General features: G+C 73.9%; 8 protein-coding genes. 6 read left to right on the top strand and 2 right to left on the bottom strand.

Annotated elements, in window-relative coordinates; genetic code table 11:
* Nucleotides 1-28: 28 nt before the first annotated feature.
* Together OHS58_RS21330 and OHS58_RS21325 are read right to left on the bottom strand one after the other, a co-directional pair.
* The gene (locus OHS58_RS21330; protein ID WP_328649581.1) at nt 29-1306 is read right to left on the bottom strand and encodes a hypothetical protein; all 1278 of its coding nucleotides are present in this window, start codon (nt 1304-1306) and stop codon (nt 29-31) included.
* Nucleotides 1303-1596: a phosphopantetheine-binding protein gene (locus OHS58_RS21325; RefSeq protein ID WP_328649580.1), complete on the bottom strand. Its 294-nt coding sequence runs from the start codon at nt 1594-1596 to the stop codon at nt 1303-1305. The genes OHS58_RS21330 and OHS58_RS21325 overlap by 4 nt, the downstream gene beginning before the upstream one ends.
* A gap of 264 nt (nt 1597-1860) precedes the next feature.
* Here OHS58_RS21325 and OHS58_RS21320 point away from each other — a divergent pair, with 264 nt between their 5' ends.
* From OHS58_RS21320 to OHS58_RS21295, 6 genes are read left to right on the top strand one after another with little or no spacing between them, the layout of a single operon-like run.
* The gene (locus tag OHS58_RS21320) at nt 1861-3147 is read left to right on the top strand and encodes a M20 family metallo-hydrolase (RefSeq protein WP_328649579.1); all 1287 of its coding nucleotides are present in this window, start codon (nt 1861-1863) and stop codon (nt 3145-3147) included.
* A 36-nt stretch (nt 3148-3183) separates the two neighbouring features.
* Nucleotides 3184-3408, top strand: coding sequence for an MbtH family protein (locus OHS58_RS21315; protein ID WP_326948025.1), 225 nt, complete (start codon nt 3184-3186; stop codon nt 3406-3408).
* Nucleotides 3409-3434: 26 nt separating this feature from the next.
* Nucleotides 3435-4382, top strand: coding sequence for a threonine ammonia-lyase (locus tag OHS58_RS21310; protein ID WP_328649578.1), 948 nt, complete (start codon nt 3435-3437; stop codon nt 4380-4382).
* A 25-nt stretch (nt 4383-4407) separates the two neighbouring features.
* Entirely contained in the window at nt 4408-15234 is a 10827-nt protein-coding gene (locus OHS58_RS21305; RefSeq protein ID WP_328649577.1) for a non-ribosomal peptide synthetase, read from the top strand.
* Entirely contained in the window at nt 15234-22292 is a 7059-nt protein-coding gene (locus OHS58_RS21300) for a non-ribosomal peptide synthetase (protein ID WP_328649576.1), read from the top strand. Before OHS58_RS21305 ends, OHS58_RS21300 begins: the two co-directional genes overlap by 1 nt.
* Nucleotides 22289-23593, top strand: a complete 1305-nt coding sequence (locus OHS58_RS21295; protein ID WP_326954569.1) for an MFS transporter — start codon at nt 22289-22291, stop codon at nt 23591-23593. The genes OHS58_RS21300 and OHS58_RS21295 overlap by 4 nt, the downstream gene beginning before the upstream one ends.
* Nucleotides 23594-23616 lie beyond the last annotated feature (23 nt).

Genomic DNA, 23616 nt, shown 5'->3' with positions numbered 1-23616 from the left:
CCCTTCTCCGCGGCCGTCCGGGACGGCCTCACCGTGCCGGTGTCCGCGCGCGGCCGAGTTCCGCCGCGGTGACCAGCTCCCGGCCGCCGCCGGTGTCGATCGCGAACGTCAGGCGGTCGAGCACCCGCGCCAGCCGGGCCAGCATCTCGTCGTGGTCCGCGGCGACCCCGCTGATCAGGTCGAGCGGCCGCGTCATGACCGACGCCGGCAGCGCCGTGCCGGGTTCGAAGTACGGCCGGTACCCGGTGACGCCGGGGACGCGCCGGACGTCGTCGACGCCCAGGGTCTCGAGCAGCGTGAAGGCGCCGACCGGGGCCGGGGTGTTGTACTGGAAGTAGACCTGCCCGGGCCGGGGCGGCCGCTCGGGCAGCTCGGCCCCCAGGGCCAGCCGCGCGGTCAGCTGGACCATGTCCAGGCCGTGGGCCCTGCGGGCGAGGTCGTTGATGTGCCCGCCCATCCGGCCGTTGACCTCGATGATCCGCGGGCCGGCCGCGGTCAGCTTGAGCTCGGTGTGGCTCACGCCGAAGCGCACCCCGAGCGCGTTCAGCGCGCGCCCGGTCAGCTCTTCGACCTCCCGCTCTTCGGCCGGGGACAGCGGGGAAGGCCAGAACTGGCCCACTTCGCGGAAGGGCGGCGAAGTGGGGAACTTCCCGGTCACGGCGAGGTGCCGGACCCCGCGCGGGGTCGTCACGCTCTCGACCGAGACGTAGTCGCCGAACGGCTCGCTGGGGCGCCCGGCCAGGAACTCTTCGAGCACGAGGCCCGCCACCGGGTCGGGGCCCGCCAGCAGGTCCGCGCTCAGCCGGGCGCCCGCTTCGGCGTCGGTGACGAGGTGGGTGTCCCGGCTTCCCTGTCCCCGCAACGGTTTGAGCACCGCGGGGACGCCCACCGCGGCCACCGCGCCCGGCCAGTCGCCGGCGTGGCGGACCGGGTGCGCCCGCACCTCGTCGACGCCGTGGGCGCGCAGCTCGTCGCGCTGCCGCAGTTTGTCCGTCAGCAGCGCCACGGCCGGCGCCGAGTGGAACCGCAGGCCCAGCCGGTCGGCGATGCGCGCGGCGACCGGCATCATGGTGTCGCTGAAGGTCACCACGGCGTCGATCCCGATCGCGGCCAGCCGGGTGAGCACGGGCTCGAGGCCGTCGTCCAGGAACAGGACCTCGCCCAGCTCGCGCAGCAACGGCACGAGCGGCCCGGCGGGTCCCGCTTCGTGGCCCACGAAGACCAGGTCGCCGAGCGCGCCGAGGCTGAGCGCGACCTCGGCCGCGTTGACCGCACCCCGGTCGTAGGCGACGGCGAAGGTGGTCACGCCGGTTCTTCTGTTGACGTCGCCGCCACCAGCCGCCGCGCCGCCGCGATGAAGTCGGCCAGCACCGGGTGCTCGAAGATGAGCCTGATCGGCACCTCGGTGTCCCAGCGGGCGCGCAGCCGGGTGATCATCCGCATGGCGGCGGTCGAATGGCCGCCGAAGTCGAAGAAGTTCGTTTCCGGTCCGTCGGGCGGACTGCCGAGCACCTCGGTCCATGCCTGGATGACGGTGCTGCCGATCGGGTCCGGTTTCGTTTCCGGCGGCATATCGATCTTGGAAGAGTTTTTCATTCACGTGTCTCCGGTATGTGCTGATCTTGGAGATCTTCGTAGCGATTCACGCTAGCAGTGATCAATTTGTCAGCTGTCGGTAATTTTACCCACTCGGGCGTGGTGGGGAATTCCCTTCCTTCGTCGGGAAAACGCGAGCTATAGTCGGGACGAACGTCGAGCCCGGCGAGCATCGGTTCTCGCTGAAACAGGGCGGAAACCGGTCCGGGGATGTGCTCGGTGCCGGGTTGCACGCAACGATGCGGGCAGGTGAGAGGTACTTTTATGTCATTTCTGTCGGCCGTGGAATCGGCTCGTTCGGTAGCGATCTTCGATTCGAATCGATCCGCCGTACGGGTGAACGGCACGCGAATGCTGGCCGATCTCGACAAATTGGCTACGTACGGTGTCGATTCCGAGGGCGGTTTGTCCAGGCTTGGGTTCACTTCCGCGGAAGATTCCGCGCGCGCGTTTTTGCGCGACGCGGCCGCGCGAGCGGGCCTGGGCAGTACGGTGGATCAAGCGGGCAATCTCTTCCTGCACCAAGGGAAAACGCTTCCGGACGATCCGGTGGTGCTGATGGGGTCGCACGTCGACACGGTGCGGCGGGGCGGCCGCTTCGACGGCACCTACGGCGTGGTCGCCGGGCTGGAAGTGCTGCGGACCCTCGCCGAACACGACCTGCCGATGCGCAACGCCCCGGTGGCCGTGGCGTTCTCCAACGAAGAGGGCGCCCTTTTCCCCTATCCCTTCTGGGGTTCGCTGGCGGTCAGCGGGCAGCTGGACGCGCCCGAGGCCGCCGTCGACCGGACGGGCCGCTCGATCCGTGAGCCGCTGGCCCGCGCCGGCGGCGACCTGGACGCGATCGGCGAGGCCGTCTGGCCGCCCGGGATGATGGCGGCCTACCTCGAACTGCACATCGAACAGGGGCCCGTCCTCGAGTCCCGCGGTATTCCGATCGGTGTGGTGACCGGCATCGTCGGGCGCACCATCATGGAGTTCGAGGTGCGGGGCAAGCAGAACCACGCGGGAACCACGCCGATGGACCAGCGGCGCGACGCCCTCGTGGCGGCGGCGAAGCTGGTGCTGCGGGTCGAAGCCCTTTCGGCCGAACGGAAGCTGTGCGCGGTCAGCACCGTGGGCGACCTCGCCGTCGAGCCGGGACAAGCGAACGTGGTACCGGGCCGGGCGCGGCTGACGGCCGAGATCCGGGACCTCGACGCGACCCGCCTCGAGGTCGTGGAAGCGTTGCTCCGCGAGGAAACCACGCGGTCCGCGCGCGATGCCGGGGTCGACGTCACGTGCGTGACGACCATGCGCTCGGCGCCGGTCCGGACCGCGACGGCGTTGCAGACGGCGATCGAGGAGGCGGCGGCGGACCTCGCGCTGCCCGTCGTGGCCATGCCCAGCGGCGCCGGGCACGACGCGCAGATGATCGCCGCCGTCGCGCCGGTCGGGATGATCTTCGTGCCCAGCCGCGACGGGATCAGCCACGCACCCGAAGAGCACACCGCGCCGGGACAGCTCGTCGCCGGCGCCAACGTGCTCCTCCACGCCGCCCTTCGCGCCTGACGAAACCGGCGCAACCGACCGAAACGGGGAACAGCCATGCCGAACGACACCACGGAAGACGAGTTCGAGTACCAGGTCGTCGTGAACGAGGAAGAGCAGTACTCCATCTGGCGGGTGGGCAAGGAGATCCCGCGGGGCTGGCGGCCCGACGGGACCCGCGGCGCCCGGAAGGCCTGCCTGGAGCACATCGAGCGGGTCTGGGTCGACATGCGGCCGCTGAGCCTGCGCACGTTCATGGACCGGCAGGCGGCCGGGAACTGATCCGGCCGCCCCGGCACGAGGTCGGCATGCCCGCACCGAGAACGCCGTTCGCCCGGCAGTGCCTGGCGGCGCGCGACCGCATCGGACCGCTGATCCGGCGCACGCCGATCCTGACCGACCCGGACACCGGGATCCACCTGAAGTGCGAGAACGAGCAGGTCACCGGCTCGTTCAAGGCACGCGGCGCGCTCAACGCCCTCACCGCGCTCGGGCCGGGCGCCGTCGTCGTCGGCTCGTCCGGGAACCACGGCATCGCCACCGCGTGGGCCGCCTCCCGGCTGGGGGCCGACGCCACGGTGGTGATGACCGAGGCGACGAGCGCGTACAAGCGGAACCGGATCCGGCGCCTCGGCGCGCGGGTGATCACGTGCGCCGGCGGGAACAACGCCAGAGGGGACCGCGTGGCCGAGATCGCGGCCGCGACCGGCGCGGTCCCGGTGTCGTCCTACGACCACCCGCTGGTGGTGGCCGGGCAGGCCTCAGTGGGCTTCGAGATCCTCGAGCAGCTGGCCGGGGCCACGACGATCGTGGTGCCGGTCGGCGGCGGCGGGCTGCTCGCCGGGGTGGCCGCCGCGGTGGAGGTCGCCGGCCGGCGGGTCCGCGTGGTCGCCGCCGAGCCACGCGCGGCCAACGACACCGCGCTGTCGCTCGCGGCGGGCCGGCGGATCGAGATCGACCCCCCGGTTTCCGTCTGCGACGGCGTTCTCGCCCAGACGCCGGGCGCGTTCACCTTCCCGCTGATCCGCCGGCTGGTCGACGAAGTCGTCGAGGTCGGCGAAGACGAAGTCCTCGCGGCGATGCAGGAACTCGCCGTGCTCGGCCTGACCGTCGAACCGACCGGCGCCCTCGCCTTCGCCGCGGCCCGCACCCTGCCGGCCGCGGCGGGCACGGTCGCCGTCGTGAGCGGCGGGAACGTCGAGCCGGCCGAGTTCCGCCGGCTCACCGGAGCCAGCCGGTACCCCGCCCGTCCCTGATCGTCACGTGTTTCGGAGGAAGCCGATGTCCGGCGCACCGCTGTCCTTTTCGCAGCAACGGTTGTGGTTCCTGGATCAGCTCGAACCGGGGAGCGCCGAATACGTCGTGCCGTTCGCCTGGCGGCTCACCGGCGAGCTGGTCGTCCCCGCGCTCGAGGACGCCATCACCAGGGTCGTGTCGCGCCACGAGGTGCTTCGCGCCCGCTTCGTCGCCGAAGACGGCGAGCCCGCGCAGGTCGTGACGGCGGCGGAACCGGCCCGGCTGCCGCTGCTCGACGCCCGGGACGACGACCTCGCCAAGGTGGTCGCCGGGTTCGCGGCCGAGCCGTTCGACCTGGCCCGCGGTCCGCTGTGGCGCGCCGGGCTGGTGCGGGCGGGCGAGCGCGACCACGTGTTCGTCTTCGCCGCGCACCACGTCGTGATGGACGCCTGGTCGGCGCGGAACCTCGTGGACGAGCTGGGGGAGTGCTACCGGGCGGCGCTGTCCGGGCGGCCGCCGGTGCTGCCGGAGCTGACCATGCAGTACGCGGATTTCGCGCGCTGGCAACGGGAGCGGCTCGACGGCGCGGTCGCGTCCCGGCTGCTCGGGCACTGGCGACGGCAGCTCGACGGGATCCGGCCGCTCGACCTGCCGACGGACCGCCCGCGCGGGGCGCTCGCCTCGGCCGAGGGCACCGCCGTCGAGTTCACCGTGCCGCCGGACGTGGCCGACGGGCTGGTGAAACTGGCCGGCGAGCACCGGGTGACCCGGTTCATGATCGTGCTCGCCGCGGTCCAGGTGGTGCTCGGGCGCTACTGCGGGCAGGACGACGTCGCCGTCGGCACCCCCATCGCCAGCCGCGGCCGGGAAGAAGCCGAAGCGCTCATCGGGTTCTTCGTCAACACCCTCGTACTGCGCACCGACCTGTCCGGCGATCCGACGTTCGCGGAGCTGCTGGCCAGGGTCCGCGAGGTCGCGCTCGACGCCTACGACCACGAGGAACTGCCCTTCGAACGGCTGGTGGAACAGCTGCACCCGGACCGGGACCGGACCAGCACCCCGCTGATCCAGGCGTTGCTGGTGCTGAACACGACCTTCGACCACCTCGAGCTGGACGGCCTGCGCGCCGAGGCGTTCCCGGTCGAGTTCCTGCACTCGAAGTTCGACCTGACGGTCGGGTTCGTCGACAGCGCGGACAGCCTGACCGGCTGGGTGCGCTACCGGACCGAGCTGTTCGACACCGCCCGGATGACCCGCATGTGCGGGCACCTGCTGCAGGTGCTCACCGCCGTCGCCGTCGACCCCGAGGTCCGGCTGTCCGACCTGCCGCTGCTCACCGACGCCGAACGCGGCGAACTCGTGCCCGCCGGCGCGCCCGTGTCCGGGCCTGCCGAGCCGGCGCACGCGCTGTTCGAGGCGCACGCGAAGACGTCCCCGGACGTCGTCGCGCTCGTCGAACCGGACGGCGGCCGCCTCACCTACGGCGAACTCGACGTCCGGGCCAACCGGCTCGCCCGGCACCTGCTCGCGGCGGGTGCCTCGGCGGGCGCCCCGATCGGGATCTGCCTGCCCCGGTCGGCCGACGCGATCGTGGGCATCCTCGCCGCGCTCAAGACGGGCATCGGTTACGTCGCCCTGGATCCCGGCTACCCGCAGGCTCGGCTCGAGTACCTCCTGACCGACAGCGGGATCGACCTGGTGCTCGCCGACCGGGACACCGCGGCCGCGCTCCCGCCGGGGTTCGCGGGCCGGACGGTGGATCCGCGGGACCCGGCGATCCCCGGCCGGCCGGGGCACGATCTCGCGCTGCCGGTGCACCCGCTTTCCGTCGCCTACATCGCGTACACGTCCGGCTCGACCGGACAGCCGAAGGGCGTCGTCGCGACCCACGAGGCCGTGTCGCGGCGGATCCGGCACATCCGGGCGGACTACGACCTGGGCCCGTCGGACGTCGTCCTCGCGATCGCGGGGTTCGGCTTCGACGCGTCGGCACGCGAAATCCTCGGGACGCTCACGTCGGGGGCGCGGCTGGTGCTGGCCGGGCCGGACGCGGCCAAGGACCCGGCCGGGGTGGTCGGCCTGGTCGCCGCGGCGCGGGTGACGGTGATCGCGAGCACGGTGCCGTCGGTCCTGTACGAGCTCGCGGCCCAGCCGGTCGCCGCCGGCGTGCCCGCGGACGTCCGGCTGGTGCTGTGCAGCGGTGAACGGCTGCACGCCGAACGGCTGGCCGGCTGCGCCTGGCTCGCCGGGAAGGTGCTGAACCAGTTCGGCCCGACCGAAGCCACGATCACGGTCACCTGGACGCGGGTGCCGGCGGGCGCCGGGCCGTCGTGGCGCTACGACGTGGGTTCCGCGGTCGGCGACACGACGCTCTACGTCCTCGACGACGCGCTGAACCCGTGCCCCGTCGGCGTGCCCGGCGAGCTGTACATCGGCGGTCCCGGCCTCGCCCGCGGGTACCTGGGCCGGCCCGGCCTGACCGCCGAGCGCTTCGTGCCCGACCCGTTCGGCGGCGGCCGGCTCTACCGCACCGGTGACCGCTGCCGCTGGTCGCCCGCGCACACCCTCGAGCACCTCGGCCGGCTCGACAACCAGCTGAAGGTGCGCGGTCTGCGCGTCGAGCCGGCGGAGATCGAGGCCGCGCTGCGCGCGCTCGAGCCGGTCGCCGACGCGGTGGTCGTCCTGCGCGAGGACGTCCCGGGAGACCAGCGGCTGACCGCCTACTTCACGACGTCCGGCGCGCCGCCCGCCGCGTCGTGGCTGCACGCCGAGCTCGAGCGGGTCCTGCCCGCGTCGCTGGTGCCGTCGGTCTTCGTGGCCCTCCCGGCCCTGCCACGGACGGTGAACGGGAAAACCGACCGCGGCGCCCTGCCCGCGCCCGGGAGCGAACGGCCGGAGCTGGGGGCGGCACCCGTGCGGCCGCGGACCCCGGCCGAGGCCGCCGTCGCCGGCGTCTGGCGGGAGGTGCTCGGCCTGGACGAGGTCGGCGTCCTCGACGACTTCTTCGCGCTGGGCGGGCATTCCCTGCTCGCCACGCACGTCGTGGCCCGGTTGCGGAGCCGGCACGGGTTCGCCGTGTCCCTGCGCGCGCTCTTCGAGACGCGGACCGTCGCGAAGCTCGCCGCCCTCGTCTCCGCCGTCGATCCGGTGGCGGCCGGGGAATCCGTGGCGGAGGCGCCCATCGCGCGGTCCGGGCGGCGCGGCCCGGCGCCGCTGTCCTTCGCCCAGCACCGGCTGTGGTTCCTCGACCAGCTCGAACCGGGCGGCACCGACTACGTCATCCCGCTGGGCTGGGAGCTGTCCGGGGTGGTCGACGCCGGCGCGTTGCGCGCCGCGCTGACCGAGGTGGCCCACCGGCACCACACGCTCCGGACCACGTTCCCGACCGCCGACGGCGAGCCCGTCCAGGTCGTCGCGCCGCCGGGCCCGGTGCCGTTCACCGTGCTCGAAGCGGGGGACGGGGACCTGGACGACGTACTGGCCGGGTTCGTCGCCGAGCCGTTCGACCTGGGCACCGGGCCGGTCTGGCGCGCGCTGCTGGTCCGGACCGGCCCCCGCCGTTCGGTGTTCGCGCTGACGATCCACCACATCGTCGCGGACGCCTGGTCGGCCGCCGTCTTCGCCGAGGAGATCGGCCGCGCCTACCGGGCCGCCGTCGAAGGGCACGCGCCGGCGCCGGCGGACCTGCCGATCCAGTACACCGACTTCGCCCGGTGGGAGCGGGACCGGCTGAGCGGTCCCGCGCTCGACGAGCCGCTGGCGTACTGGCGCGACCGGCTCACCGGGACCGAGGTGCTCGACCTGCCCGCCGACCGGCCCCGCCCGGCCGCCACCGAGACCGCCGGTGCCTCGCTCGAGTTCACCCTGCCCGCCGCGACCGCCGACGGGCTGCGGGCGCTCGCCCGGGCCGAGGGCGCGACCCTGTTCATGGTCGTGCTCGCCGGGCTGCAGGCCGTCCTCGCCCGGTACACCGGTCAGGACGACATCACCGTCGGCACCCCGGTGGCCCGGCGCGCCCGCCCGGAGACCGAGCCGCTGATCGGCATGTTCGTCAACACCCTCGTGCTGCGGACCGACGTCGGCGGGGACCCCGCCTTCACGGCCCTGCTCGCCCGGGTGCGGGACACCACGCTGGGCGCCTACGAGCACCAGGACGTGCCGTTCGAACGGCTCGTCGAGCAGCTGCGCCCGGACCGCGACCTCACCCGGACGCCGCTGTTCCAGGTCTCGTTGTCGGTCGACAACACCCCGGCGCTGCGGCTGCGGCTGCCCGGCCTGACCCTGGCCGACCACCCGTTGACCACCGACCGCGCCAAGTACGACCTCGCCCTCGCGTTCACCGACAACGCCGAGGAGTTCTCGGGCGTCATCTGCTACCGCACCGCGTTGTTCGACGCGCGCCGGATCGAGCGGCTGGGCGAGCACCTGCGGACGTTCTTCGCCGGTGTCGTCGCGGATCCCGGTGCGCGGCTCTCGGCGACCCCGCTGCTGACCGAAGCCGAACGCCGGACGGTCGTCGAGCAGTGGGGCACCGGCCCCGCCGAACGCCCCGAGGCGGCCGAGCGGCCGGGGTGGATCCACCGCGTGCTCTCGAAGCACGCGCAGGACCAGCCGGACGCGGTCGCGGTCCGCGCCGCCGACGGCACCACCGTGAGCTTCCGGGAGCTGGTGGACCGCGCCGAGCGCCTCGCGGGCCACCTGCGGGACCGCGGGGCCGGGCCGGAGGACGTCGTCGGGATCTGCCTGGCCCGCCGCCCGGAGACGATCGTGGCCCTGCTCGCCGTGCACCGCGCCGGCGCCGCCTACCTCCCGCTGGATCCGGGACACCCGGCCGAACGCCTCGCCGCCACGCTGGCGGACGCGCGCGCGGCCGTCCTGCTCACCGACACCGCGCACGCCACCGACCTGGGCGCCCGGATCCGCGCGGACGTCGTCGACGTCGACGACCCGGCCACCGCGCGGGCCATCGCCGGGCACGCCCCCGCCGGGGACCCCGGCGGCCACCCGGAGAGCCTCGCCTACGTCATCTACACCTCCGGCTCCACCGGTACCCCCAAGGGCGTGCAGATCACCCACCGGGGGCTGGCGAACTACCTCGCCTGGGCCGCCGGCGCGTACCCGTTCCCGCGGGCCGGCGGTGCGGTGCTGCACTCGTCGCCCGCCTTCGACATGACCGTCACGTCGATCTTCCTGCCGCTGCTGGCCGGCCGGCCCGTGCAGCTGGCCGAGGAGGGCGCCGACCCGGCCGGGCTGCTGCCCGCGCCCGGCGCCGCCCTGGTGAAGCTGACGCCCACCCACCTGAGGGTGCTGGCGGGCACCTCGCCGGCCGGGGTCGTGTTCCCGCCCGCTGTCATCGTCGGCGGTGAGGACCTCCCGGCCGCGGCGGCCACGGAAGTGCTCGCCGGGCTGCCGGCCGGCGGCTACCTGGTCAACGAGTACGGCCCCACCGAGACCGTCGTCGGGTGCTGCGTGCACACCCTGCCCGCGGGCGCCGTCGCCGGCCCGGGCCGCGTCCCGATCGGCCGGCCGATCGCGGGCACCCGGCTCCACGTGCTCGACGCGGCGCTGTCGCCGTGCCCGATCGGCGTGGCGGGCGAGCTGTACATCGGCGGGGCCGGCGTGGCCCGCGGGTACCGGGACCGGCCCGGGCCGACCGCGGAGCGCTTCGTCCCCGACCCCTTCGGGTCCGGCCGGCTCTACCGGACCGGCGACTCCTGCCGCTGGTCGCCCGACGGGCACCTCGAATACCTGGGGCGCACCGACTTCCAGGTGAAGATCCGCGGCCACCGCGTCGAACCCGGCGAGATCGAGGCGACGCTGCTGGCGCAGCCCGGCGTCGCCGAGGCGGTCGTGGTGGCCCGGGAGGACACCCCGGACGACCGCCGGCTCGTGGCCTACCTGGTGCCCGGCGCGGACCCGCTCGACCTGCCGGCCCTGCGCGCCCGCCTGACGTCGTCGCTGCCCGGCTACCTGGTCCCGTCGGCCTTCGTGGTGCTGCCCGCCCTCCCGCTGTCCGGCAGCGGCAAGGTGGACCGCCGGGCGCTGCCCGCGCCGGACACCGCGCGGCCCGACCTCGGCAGCGGCCCGGTCCCGCCGCGCGGGCTGCTGGAGGAGCTGGTCGCCGACATCTGGAGCGACGTCCTCGGCGTCGAGGAGGTCGGCGTCTTCGACGACTTCTTCGCGCTGGGCGGGCATTCCCTGCTGGCGACCCAGGTCGTGGCCCGCCTCGCCCGCACGAGCGGCCGTGAGGTGCCGCTGCGGCTGCTGTTCGAGGCGCCGACGGTGGCCGGGATGGCCCAGCGGCTCTCCGGTGCGGACGGGACCGCGCTCAGCCCGATCCCGCACGCCGACCGCGCGGCCGGGCTCCCGCTTTCCTTCGCGCAGCAACGGTTGTGGTTCCTCGACCAGTTCGAGCCCGGCAGCACCGAGTACATCGCGCCGATGGCCTGGCGGCTGACCGGCGAGCTCGACCCGGCCGCGCTGGGAGCGGCGCTGGCCGCGGTCGTGGCGCGGCACGAGGTGCTGCGGACGGCGTTCCCGACCGTGGAAGGCAAGCCGTCCCAGCACATCGCGGCCGCCGTCGCGGTGACCCTGCCGGTCCTGGAAGCCGGCGACCGCTCGCCCGAGCAGGTCGTCACCGACTTCGTGTACCGCCCGTTCGACCTGGGTACCGGACCGCTGTGGCGCGCCGCCGTCGTCCGGCTCGGCCCGCGGGAGCACGTGCTCGTGCTGGCCATGCACCACGTCGTCGCCGACGCCTGGTCGTCCGGTGTGCTCGTGCGGGAGCTGAGCCACCACTACCGGCGGGGCGCCCCCGGGCTCCCGCCGCTCGCGACGCAGTACGCGGACTTCTCGGCGTGGCAACGGAACTGGCTCACCGGGCCGGTGCTGGAGGCCCAGCTCGGCCACTGGCGCGACCGGCTGGCCGGGCTCACGCCGCTCGAGCTGCCGGCCGACCGTCCCCGCGAGGCCGTCCGCTCGGCCGACGGCGCCGCGATCGAGTTCACCGTGCCCGCCGAGGTCGCCGCCGGGCTGCGACGCCTGGCGCGGGACCACCGGGCGACGCTGTTCATGGTGGTCCTCGCCGGGGTGCAGGCCGTGCTCGCGCGGCACACCGGGCAGCACGACGTGGCGGTCGGCACCCCGATCGCCGGGCGCACCCGGACCGAGGTCGAGGACCTGGTCGGCTTCTTCGTCAACACGCTCGTCCTGCGCGCGGACCTGTCCGGCGACCCGGCTTTCACCGAGCTGCTGGAGCGCGTCCGCACGGTCACCCTGGACGCCTACGAGCACCAGGACCTGCCCTTCGAACGGCTCGTCGACGAACTGCGGCCCGAGCGCGACCTGGCCCGCACCCCGCTCTTCCAGGTCATGCTCACCCTCGACAACACCCCGCCCGGGGCGTGGGTGTTGCCCGGGGTCGAGGTCACGGAGTTCCCGCTCGACGCGCGGCACGCCAAGTTCGACCTCACCTTCGCCTTCACCGACACCCCGGACGGGCTCGCGGGCGTCATCCGCTACAGCACGGCGTTGTTCGACGCCGGCCGGGTGACCCGGCTGGGCGAGCACGTCGGGCGCGTACTGGAGGCGGTCGCGCAGGATGCGGGCCGGCGCCTGTCGGACCTGCCCCTGCTCACCGAGCGGGAACACGCCCAGGTCGTCGCGGAGTGGAATCCCGGCGGCTCGGCCACCGGCGTCGCGCTGCTCCACGAGCTGGTCGAGCGGCACGCCGCCGAGCGCCCGGACGCCGTCGCGGTCACCGACACCGACGGCGCGGTCCTGACCTACGCCGAGCTGAACCGCCGGGCGAACCGGCTGGCCCACCACCTGCGCCGGCGCGGCGCGGGCCCGGAGCAGCTCGTCGGGCTGTGCCTGGGGCGGTCGGTCCGGACCGTGGTGAGCCTGCTCGCCGTGCTCAAGTCCGGCGCCGGGTACCTGCCGCTGGATCCCGCGTACCCGGCCGAGCGCCTCGCGTTCATCATCTCCGACGCCCGGACGGCGCTCGTCGTCACCGACGCGGCCACCGCCACCCGCGACTGGGCGGCCGAAGTCGTGAACCTCGACGACGCGGCGCTCACCGCGGTGCTCGACGGCCTGCCCGGCACCGATCCGCGGCCCGTCATGAGCCCGCAGAACCTGGCCTACGTCATCTACACCTCCGGCTCCACCGGCAAACCCAAGGGCGTTCAGGTCACCCACGCCAACGCCACCCGGCTGTTCGAGGCGACCCGGGAGACCTTCGGCTTCGACGACGAGCAGGTGTGGCTCTCGACGCACAGCTACGCGTTCGACTTCTCCGTCTGGGAGATCTGGGGCGCGCTGACCACCGGCGGGCGGACGGTGATCGCCGCGAACGCGGTGGCCCGCGACCCCGAGCGGCTGGCGGGCGTCGTCGCCGAGCAGCGCGTCACCATGCTGAGCCAGACGCCGACGGCGTTCCGGGCCCTGATGGCGTCGCTGATCGCCGCCGGACCGGGGCACCTGCGGTTCGTCGTCTTCGGCGGCGAGGCCCTCGACCTGACCACGCTGCGCCCCTGGTTCGACGACGACCGGACCCGAGCCGTCGCGCTGGTCAACATGTACGGCATCACCGAGACGACGGTGCACACGACGTCGCTCGTGCTGTCGCCCTCGACCCGCGGTGACGCCGCGGCCGGCCCGATCGGCCGGGCGCTGAGCGACCTGCGCACCTACGTGCTGGACGCGGATCTGGCGCCCTGCCCGATCGGGGTGCCCGGCGAGCTGTACGTCGGCGGCGCGGGCGTGACCCGCGGCTACCTCGGCCGCCCCGGGCTGACGGCGGAGCGGTTCGTCCCGGACCCCTTCGGCACCGGCCGGCTCTACCGGACTGGCGACGTCGGCCGGTGGTCGGCGGCGGGGGTCCTGGAGTACCTCGGCCGGACCGACCGCCAGGTCAAGATCCGCGGGTTCCGGATCGAGCTGGGCGAGATCGAGGCGCGGCTGCTGGACTCCGCCGACGTCGCCGCGGCCGTGGTCACCGCGCGGGAGGACAAGCCGGGCGAACGCCGTCTGGTCGGTTACGTCGTGCCCGCCGAGCGGTCGCCGTCGGTGTCGGAGCTGCGGGCCTGGCTGGAGCGGACGTTGCCCGCCCACCAGGTGCCTGGCGCCTTCGTCTTCCTGCCGGCGTTGCCGCTCACGGCCACGGGCAAGGTCGACCGGCGTGCGCTGCCCGCACCCGGTGCGGCCCGGCCGGAACTCGCCTCGGGCTTCGCCGAACCGCGCACCCCGGCGGAGGAACTGCTGGCCGGCGTCTGGGCGCAGGTCCTCGGGCTCGACCGGGCCGGGGTGTTCGACAACTTCTTCGACCTCGGCGGGGACTCCATCCTGAGCATCCAGATCGTCGCCAGGGCCGTGGCCGGCGGCCTCCGGATCACGCCCCGGATGGTGTTCGAGCACCAGACCATCGCGGCGCTGGCCGCGGCGGCCGAGACGGCGCCGGTCGTGCGGGCCGAGCAGGGCGTGGTGACGGGCGACGCGCCGCTCACGCCGATCCAGCACTGGTTCTTCGCCCGCGACCTGCCGCACCTCGACCACTACAACCAGTCGATGATCGTCACCGTGCCGCCGGCGGCGACCGAGCGGGACCTCCGGCTGGTCCTGGACCGGCTCGCCGCGCAGCACGACATGCTGCGCGCGCGGTTCACCCCCGGGCCGGACGGCTGGACGCAGTCCGGCACGGCCGAGGTCCCCGAGGATCTACTGTGGACAGTGCGGTGCGCGACCGATACCGCGCTCACCGTCGAGGCGGACCGGTTGCAGGCGAGCCTGGACATCCGGGCCGGGCGGGTGTTCGGTGCGCTGCTGGCCGATCTCGGCCCCCGCGGGCGGCGGCTGCTGCTCGTGGCCCACCACCTCGTCGTGGACGGCGTCTCGTGGCGGGTGCTGCTCGAAGACCTGGAGACCGGCTACCGGCAGGTGCGGGCGGGCCTGCCGATCACGTGGCCCGCCAAGACGACGTCGTTCCTGCAGTGGGCGCGAACGCTGCCGGAGTACGCGGTTTCCCCCGCCGCCGACGGGGAAAGCGACTTCTGGGGCAAGAGAACGGGCCCCGGCGCCGTGATCGCGGTCGACCACCCCGGCGGGGCCAACACCGTCGAGTCCACGGCGCGGGTCACGCGCGAACTGAGCGCGGAGCTGACCCGCGCGCTGCTCGTCGAGGTGCCCGCCGCGTACCGGACGCAGATCAACGACGTCCTGCTGACCGCGCTCGCACTGGCGATCCGGCCGTACGCCACCGCCTCCGACGTCGTCATCGACCTGGAGGGCCACGGCCGCGAGGAGATCGTGGCGGGGGTGGACCTGTCCCGGACGGTCGGCTGGTTCACCTCGATCTACCCGGTGGCCCTGGACACCGGCGGCGGCACCGGCATCGCCGAGGTGCTCAAGGAAACCAAGCAGGCGCTGCGCGAGATCCCGCGGGGCGGCGTCGGCCACGGGATCCTGCGGTACCTCGCCCCCGGCGGCGCCGGGCTCACGGACTCCGGCGGGCAGGTGCTGTTCAACTACCTCGGGCAGTTCGACAACGTGCTCGCCGCCGACCGGACGTTCGGCGGCGCCGAGGAGCCACGGGGGAGCGCGCAGGCGCCGAGCGGACGGCGTTCGCACGTGCTGGAGCTCAACTCCGAGATCAGCGGCGGCCGGTTCCGGGTCACCGTCGGCTACTCCCGGAACCTGCACCGCGCGGAGACCGCGGACCGGCTCGCCGACGCCTTCGTCGCCGAGCTCGCCGCCGTCATCGCCCACTGCACCGCCCCGGGCACCACCGGCGCGGTCCCCGCGGACTTCCCGCTCGTGGGCCTCGACCAGCAGACCCTCGACCTGATCATCGACGAATACCGAAGGGACGTCTGATGGAGGCCTCGCCACTGGAGGACATCCTCCCGCTGTCACCGATGCAGGAGGGGATGCTGTTCCACAGCTTGCTGGACCCCGACGGCGGCGTGGACTTCGAGCAGCTGCTGTACCGGTTCGACGGGCCGCTCGACACCGCCGCGCTGGAGCGGGCGTGGCAGTCGGTGGTGGCCCGGCACACCGCGCTGCGCGCCCGGCTGCGCTGGCAGGGCGTCGACCGGCCGCTCCAGCTGATCGAGCGGTCGGTGACGGTGCCGGTCACCGTGCTCGGCCGGGTGCCGTCAGATGGGCTCGAAGCGTGGCTGGCGCAGGACCGGCGTGAAGGCATCTCCCTGGCCAAAGCGCCGCTGCTGCGGGTCACGCTGTTCCGGGAGACGGACCGGGAACACCTGATGGTGCTCAGCTTCCACCACGTGCTGCTGGACGGCTGGAGCGTCCGGCTGGTGCTGCGCGACCTCATGACGTGCTACCGCGCCGAAAGCGAAGGCCGGCGCGTGGTGCTGGAGCCCGCGCCGCAGTACCGCTCGTTCCTGCGCTGGCTCGGCGCCCAGGACACCGCCGCCGCCGAGCGGTACTGGAAGGGGGAGCTGGCCGACTTCACCGCCCCGACGAAGATCACCGCCGACCGGCCGGGCACCGAGTCCGGTTTCGCCGTGGCCGAGCTGGAACTCGACGCCGCGGAGTCCGCGCGGGTGCGGGAGTTCGCGCGGGCGCAGCGGATCACCGTCAACACGGTGCTGCAGGGCGCGTTGGCGCTGGTGCTGTCCCGCTACACCGGCGAGCGCGACGTCGTCTTCGGCGCCACCATGAGCACCCGGCCGCCGGAAGCCGACCGGGTCGAGTCCATGGTCGGGCTGATGATCAACACGCTGCCGCTGCGAGTGCGCGTCGAGCCGGCGAAACCGGTCGGCGAGTGGCTGCGGTCGGTCCAGGACGCCCAGCTCCGCCTGCGCCAGTACGACTACACGCCGCTCGTGCTCGCGCAGAGCAGCAGCGGGGTACCGCAGGGCACGCCGCTGTTCGAAAGCCTGCTGGTGTTCGAGAACTACCCCGCCGCGAGCGCGGCGGACCAGTCGGCGGGCGGCGTGGAGCTCGTGCCGGTCGGCGCGCGCGAACGCAACGGCTACCCGCTCAGCGTCGTCGCGGCGGTGCGCGACCTCCTGCGCGTGGAGATCACCTACGACCGGGCGCGGTTCGACCGCCACCGGGCCGGCCTGCTCGCCGGGCACCTGCGCACCCTGCTGCTCGGGCTGGCCGCGGATCCCGCCGCCTTGGTCGGCGACCTCGGCATCCTCACGCCGGCGGAGCGGCAGCTGATCGTCACCGAGTGGAACGCCACCGACGCCGGATACCCCGCCGACCGCTGCGTGCACGAGCTGTTCGCGGCGTGCGCGGCCCGCGATCCCGGCGCGGTCGCGGTGGTGGACACCGACGGCACGCGGCTGACCTACGGCGAGCTGGACGCCCGGGCCAACCGGCTGGCCCACCACCTGCGCGGGCTCGGGGCCGGCCCGGAGCAGCGGATCGGGATCTGCGTGAGCCCGTCGGTGAACGCGCTGGTGGGGATCTTCGGCATCCTCAAGTCCGGCGCCGCCTACGTGCCGCTGGACCCGGGGCACCCGGCCGAACGGATGCGCTTCATGCTGGACGACACCGGCGCGGAGTGGGTCCTGGTGGAGCCGCGGACGCGGCCGGGCCTGCCGGCGGAGTACGCGGAGCGGGCCATCGTGCTCGACGCGGACGTCTCCGTGGCGGCCGGGCTGCCGGAGACCGACCCCGGCGCGCCCGTCCGCGCGGACAACCTCGCCTACGTGATGTACACCTCCGGCTCCACCGGCCGGCCCAAGGGCGTCCTCGTGGCGCACCAGGGCCTGGTCAACTACCTGTGGTGGGCCATCGACGGCTACGGGCTGGGCGGTGCGTCCGGCGCCCCCATGCTCGGCTCGATCGCCTTCGACCTCTCGATGCCCAACTTCTTCCTGCCGCTCATCGGCGGCAAGGACGTCACCCTGCTCGCGGCCGATCGCGGGCACGACTCGCTGCGGGAGCTGCTGGCCGCGCCCGGTGACTTCAGCCTGCTCAAGATCACCCCCGGGCACCTCGACCTGCTGCGCGGCATGATCGGCGAGGACGAGCAGCTCGGCTCCGTCCGGACCTACGTGGTCGGCGCCGACGAGGTCAAGCCGGAGACCCTCGCGGCCTGGCAGCGGATCGCCCCCAAGTCCCGGGTGATCAACGAGTACGGCCCGACCGAGACCGTCGTCGGCTGCTCGATCTACGTCGCCGACGAACGGTTCGACCCCTCGGTGCCCGTGCCGATCGGGCGCCCGATCGCGAACACCCGGATGTACGTGCTCGACGAGGCGCTCAACCCGGTGCCGGTGGGTGTCGTGGGGGAGCTCTGCATCGGCGGCGACGGCGTCGCCCGCGGGTACCTCGGGCGCCCGGACATCACGGCCGAGCGGTTCGTGCCCGACCCCTTCGGCCCCGGGCGGCTCTACCGCACCGGCGACCTGGCCCGCTTCCGGCCCGACGGCGACCTGGAGTTCCTCGGCCGCACCGACCACCAGGTGAAGATCCGCGGGTACCGCGTCGAGCTGGGCGAGATCGAGGCGCGCCTGCTGCTGCTCGACGCGGTGTCCGAAGCGGTGGTCGTCGCGCGGGAGGACACCCCGGGTGACCGCCGGCTGGTCGCCTACCTCGTCGCGGACGGCGACCTCACCGAGCCCGCCGTCCGCGAGTGGGTCGCAGCGGTGCTGCCCGGCTACATGCTGCCCGCCGCGTTCGTGTTCCTGCCGGCGTTGCCGTTGTCGGGCAACGGGAAGGTCGACCGGCGCGGCCTGCCCGCGCCCGGCGGTGCCCGGCCCGAGCTGGCCGCCGGTCCGGTCCGGCCCCGGACGCCGTCCGAGGAACTCGTCGCCGGCGTCTGGTCCGACGTGCTCGGGATCGACGAGATCGGCGTCTACGACGACTTCTTCGCGCTGGGCGGGCATTCCCTGCTGGCGACCCAGGTCGTGTCCCGGCTGAGCCGGCTCGGCGGCGCCGAGGTGCCGCTGCGGGCGTTGTTCGCCGACCCGACGGTGGCGGACCTGGCCCGGCTGCTCGACGAACGGCGGACCGGGCGGCGGATCCCGCCCATCGAGCGGGTGGCCGGCGACGGTGATCTCTTCCCGCTGTCTTTCGCCCAGCAACGGCTGTGGCTGCTCGACCAGCTCGAGCCGGGCAGCACCGAGTACGTCGTCCCGCTGGCCTGGCGGCTCACCGGCACCCTCGACGTCGCGGCCCTGGAAACCGCGCTCGGCGGGGTGATCGCCCGGCACGAGGTGCTGCGGACCACGTTCGCCGCCGGGGAAACCGAAGCGGGGCAACGGATCCACCCCGCCCGCCCGGTCGGGATCCCGGTCTTCGACGTCGGCGTCGAAGCACTCGACGACGCCATCCGCGGGCCGGCCACCAAGCCGTTCGACCTGGTGACGGGCCCGGTGTGGCGCACCGCGTTGTTCCGGGTCGCGGCCGACGACCACGTCCTGCTGTTCGCCACCCACCACATCGCGATGGACGCCTGGTCCGCGCGCAACCTCGTCCGCGAGCTGGGGGAGGGGTACCGGGCTGCGCTGCGCGGCACCGCACCCGAAACGCCCGCACCCGCGGTCCGGTACGCGGACTTCGCCGTCTGGCAACGGAACTGGCTGCGCGGCGACGTGTTGGACGAGCAGCTCGGCTACTGGCGCGAGCAGCTCACCGGCGTCCCGCCGCTGCAGCTGCCGACGGACCGGCCCCGCGCCGCGGTCCGCTCGACCGAAGGCGCGTCGCTGGAGTTCAGCATGCCCGCCGAGCTCGCCGCGGGCCTGCGCGGACTCGCCCGGGACCACCGCACGACGCTGTTCATGGTCATCCTCGCCGGCGTCCAGCTGGTCCTCGGCCGGTACGCCGGCCAGACCGACGTCGCCGTCGGCACCCCGATCGCCGGGCGCAACCGGCGTGAGGTCGAGGGACTGATCGGCTTCTTCGTCAACACCCTGGTGCTGCGCACCGACCTCGGCGGTGACCCGCGGTTCGCCGAGCTGCTCGACCGGGTGCGCGAAGTGACGATGGGCGCCTACGAGCACCAGGACCTGCCCTTCGAACGGCTCGTCGAAGAGCTCCAGCCCGAGCGGGACTTCGCCAGGACACCGCTGTTCCAGGTGATGCTGTCGGTCAACACCGTGCCCGCCGGCGAGTGGGAGCTGCCGGGCGTGCACACCGAAGAGCACGGGTTCACGACCGGCCAGGCGAAGTTCGACCTCACGCTGGCCTTCGCCGACACCCCCGGCGGCCTGCTCGCCGGCATCCGCTACAGCACGGCCCTGTTCGACGCCGAGCGCGTGCGCCGGCTGAGCGAGCACGTGCAGCGGATCTTCTCGGCCGTCGTCGCTGATCCGAAGGCCCGGCTCTCGGACCTGTCACTGTTGTCCGAAGCGGAACACGAAAGCCTGGTGCACGGCCGCAACGCCGACCGCACGAGCCACGTGCCCGCCGGGGTGACCGGGCTGCACCGGCTCTTCGAACAGCAGGCGGCCGCGCGCCCGGACGCCGTCGCGCTGGCGGGGCCGGCGGAGCTGACGTACGCCGAGGTCGACCGGCGGGCGGACGCGCTGGCCGCGCGGCTGCGCGAGCGCGGTGCCGGCCCCGAGGTCTTCGTCGGGATCTGCCTGCCGCGCAGCGCGGAAGCGGTGATCTGCGCGCTCGCCGTGGCGAAGACCGGGGCGGCGTTCGTCCCGATCGACGCGCGCCAGCCGCGGGACCGGGTGGCGTTCATCCTCGAGGACACCGGCACCGGGCTGGTCCTCACCGACGCCGCCACCGCGGCCGGGGCGCTCACCGGGTTCCGGGGCGAGGTGCTCCTGATCGGCGGGGACGACGACGCGGCGGAGTCCCGGCCGGTCCCGCCCGCCGCGATCCACCCCGGCAACGCCGCGTACGTCGTCTACACGTCCGGCTCGACCGGGCGCCCCAAGGGCGTCGTCGCCACCCACGGCAACGCGCTGGCCCGGATCGGCTACCTGCGGGACGAGTACGGCATCGGCCCGGCCGACACCGGGATCACGCTGTCCGGCTGGGGTTTCGACGCCTCCGTGCGCGAGATCTTCGTCGCCCTGTCGGCGGGGGCGAAGCTCGTGGTCACCGACCCGGACGCCGCCAAGGACCCGGCCTCGGTCGTGGCGCTGCTCGCCGGGCACCGCGTGAGCACGATCCTCAGCGTGGTGCCGACCCTGCTCTACGAGCTGGCCGCGCAGCCGGTGCCCGACGCCGGCCTGGCCGCGGTCCGCCTCGTCCTGTGCAGCGGCGAGCACCTGTACGCCGAGCGGCTGGCGGAGTGCGCCTGGCTCGCGGGCAAGGTGGTCAACCAGTTCGGGCCGACCGAAACCACGATGACCGCGACGCGGATCCGGGTCCCGGCCGGCGCCGGGTCGGCGTGGACCTACCCCGTCGGCGAGCCCATGGCCGGCACCGAGGTCTACGTCCTGGACGCGGCGATGGCGCCGTGCCCGGCGGGTGTCCCCGGCGAGCTGTACATCGGCGGCGCCGGCGTCAGCCGCGGCTACTGGGACCGGCCCGGGCTGACGGCCGAGCGCTTCCTGCCCAACCCCTTCGGCGACGGCCGGCTCTACCGCACCGGGGACCTCTGCCGCTGGGGACCGGGCCAGGTGCTCGAACACCTCGGCCGCACCGACCACCAGGTCAAGATTCGCGGGTTCCGGGTCGAGCTCGACGAGATCGGGACGCACCTGCGGGCGCTGGATGCCGTGGCCGAAGCCGTTGTCGTGGCGCGGGAAGACGAGCCGGGCGACCAGCGGCTGGTCGCCTACGTCGTGCCCGCCGGCACCGCCACCACGGTCCCGCAGCTGCGCGCGTCGCTCGAAGAATCCCTGCCGGAGTACCAGATCCCGGCCCGGTTCGTGCTCGTGCCCGCGTTGCCGAAGACGGCGAACGGGAAGATCGACCGGCTGGCGCTGCCGGATCCCGACTCGGCGCGCCCGGAGCTCGGGGCGGGCTTCGCGGCCCCGCGCACCGAGCTGGAAACGGCCATCGCCGCGATCTGGCACGAGGTGCTCGGCCTCGACCGGGTCGGGGTGTTCGACGACTTCTTCGACCTCGGCGGGCATTCGCTGCTCGCCGCGCACGTCGTCGCCCGCCTGCGCGCCCGGCACGACGTGAAGGTGCCGCTGCGGGCGATCTTCGAGGCGCGGACCGTCGCCGGGCTGGCCGAACTGGCCGCCGCCGAGCAGCCGACGGCGACGCCGGGACTGGTGCCGCTGAACACCGGTCCCCGGGACCGCACCCTGTTCTGCGTGCACGAGGGGACCGGCAGCGTCACCGGGTACTACGCGCTGGCGCGGGCGCTGGAGCCGGACTTCGCGCTCGTCGGGCTCGACTTCGACGAGTCCCTCGTGACGGCCGCCGCGCCCGACCAGGTGGTGGCGATGGCCGAGGTCTACGTCGAGCGGATCCGGCGGTGGCAACCCGCGGGCCCGTACCGGCTGTGCGGCTGGTCGTTCGGCGGGATCGTCGCCTACGAGGCCGCGGCCCAGCTGCTCCGCGCGGGCGCCGAGGTGAGCTGGGTCGGCCTGGTCGACTCCGTCGTCCAGGCACCGGAAACGCGGCAACGCCACCACCTCGACGGGCTCCTCGACGAGATGATCGCCGTGGCCGAAGGCATTTCCGAAGCGGACTGGACCGGCGTGGCCCCACGCCGGCTGACGGACCTGGTGCGGCAGGCCGGTTTCCGCGAGGAACAGATCGGGCTCGGGAAGGACGCGCTGGAGAGCGTGCTGCGCCGCAACCGGTTCTTCCGGATGGCCAAGCGGAACTACCGGCCGCGGCCCGCCGACGTCCCGCTCACCGTGCTCAAGGCGACCGACGGCAACTGGTCGTGGCCCTGGTTCGAAGCGTGGCGCGAGCACGCGCCGCGCACCGCGCTGCTGGAGGTGCCGGGCACCCACCTGTCGGTGCTCGAAGAACCCCAGCTCGCCCAGGTCGTTTCGGTGTTCCGGGCCGGGTTGGAGGCGGCCGGATGACCGCCCGCGACGAACCCTCGGCGCCCGCGCCCGAATCTGCCGGTCAGGCCGAGATTCCGGTGCCACTGAGCCGCAACCGCGACTTCACGTTGCTCTGGGTCAGCCAGCTGGCGTCCGTGCTGGGCAGCCGGATGTCCTACGTCGGTTACCCGCTGCTGGTGCTCTCGCTGACGGGGTCGCCCGTGCTCGCCGGCCTGGTCGCGACGGCGCGGGGCGCGCCGCAGTGGCTGCTCGGCCTGCCCGCCGGGTTCTTCGCGGACCGGTGGGACCGCCGCCGGCTCATGCTGACGTGCGACCTCGTCCGGTTCGTCGCCCTCGCCAGCATCGTCGGCGGGCTCGCGACGGGCTGGCTGACGTACCCGCACATCATCGTCGTGGCGCTCGTCGAAGGCTCGGCCACCGTGCTGTTCTCGCCGGCGGAGGTGGGAGCGCTGCGCCACGTCGTCCCCGCGTCGCAGCTGCGCTCCGCGACCGCGCGCAACGAAAGCCGGGAATACGGCGCGATGCTGGCCGGCCCGCCGATCGGCGGGACGCTCTTCTCGATCGCCGCGCTGCTGCCGTTCCTCGGCGACGCGCTGTCGTACCTCGTCTCCTACGTCACGGTGTCGATGATCAAGACCCGGTTCCGGTCGGCGCCGGTGCCGGACACGAAGGCGCTGTCGCTGATTTCGGGGGTGCGTGACGGGCTTCGCTGGCTGTTCCGCCAGCCGTTCCTGCGCGGCAGCGCCCTCATGGTCGCGGCCACGAACCTCGTCGGGAACGGGATGCCCACGCTGCTCGTCGTCATCGGCCACGAGTCCGGCACGTCGGCCGCGGTGGTCGGCACCGTGCTGACCGTGGCCGCGGTGGGCGGGCTGCTCGGGTCGTTCGCCGCGACGTGGGCCGCCGAGCGGATCCCCGCGTCCTGGATCGTCATCGGGTTCCCGTGGGTGTGGGCCGCGCTGCTGCCGATCCTGCTGGTCGCGGGCAACATCGTCGTGATGGGTGTCGTGTTCGGGCTCATGCTCGCGGCCGCGCCCCTGTGGAACTCGGTGCTCTCCACCTACCGCATCGTGCTCGTCCCCGACGAGCTGCTGGGCCGGGTCGACAGCGCCTGCCGGTTCATCAGCCAGTCGGCCACCCCGCTCAGCCCGCTGCTGGCCGGGGTGCTCCTGCAGTTCTACGGCAGCACGACGACCGTGCTGGTGATGCTGGGCTGGCTGGTGCTGGTCGCGCTGGTGGGCACCGTCGTGCCCGCGCTGCGCCACCCGCCGGTGCTGCCCGGTGACGAGAAGCAGCCGTCCGATCCGGTCGTCGCCTGACAGCCCACCACGAAGGGAAACCC

The sequence above is a fragment of the Amycolatopsis sp. NBC_00348 genome (assembly GCF_036114655.1).
In the GTDB taxonomy this organism is placed as follows: domain Bacteria; phylum Actinomycetota; class Actinomycetes; order Mycobacteriales; family Pseudonocardiaceae; genus Amycolatopsis.
Note: the sequence above shows the minus strand (reverse complement) of the source record. Positions and strands in the feature narration are given on the sequence as shown.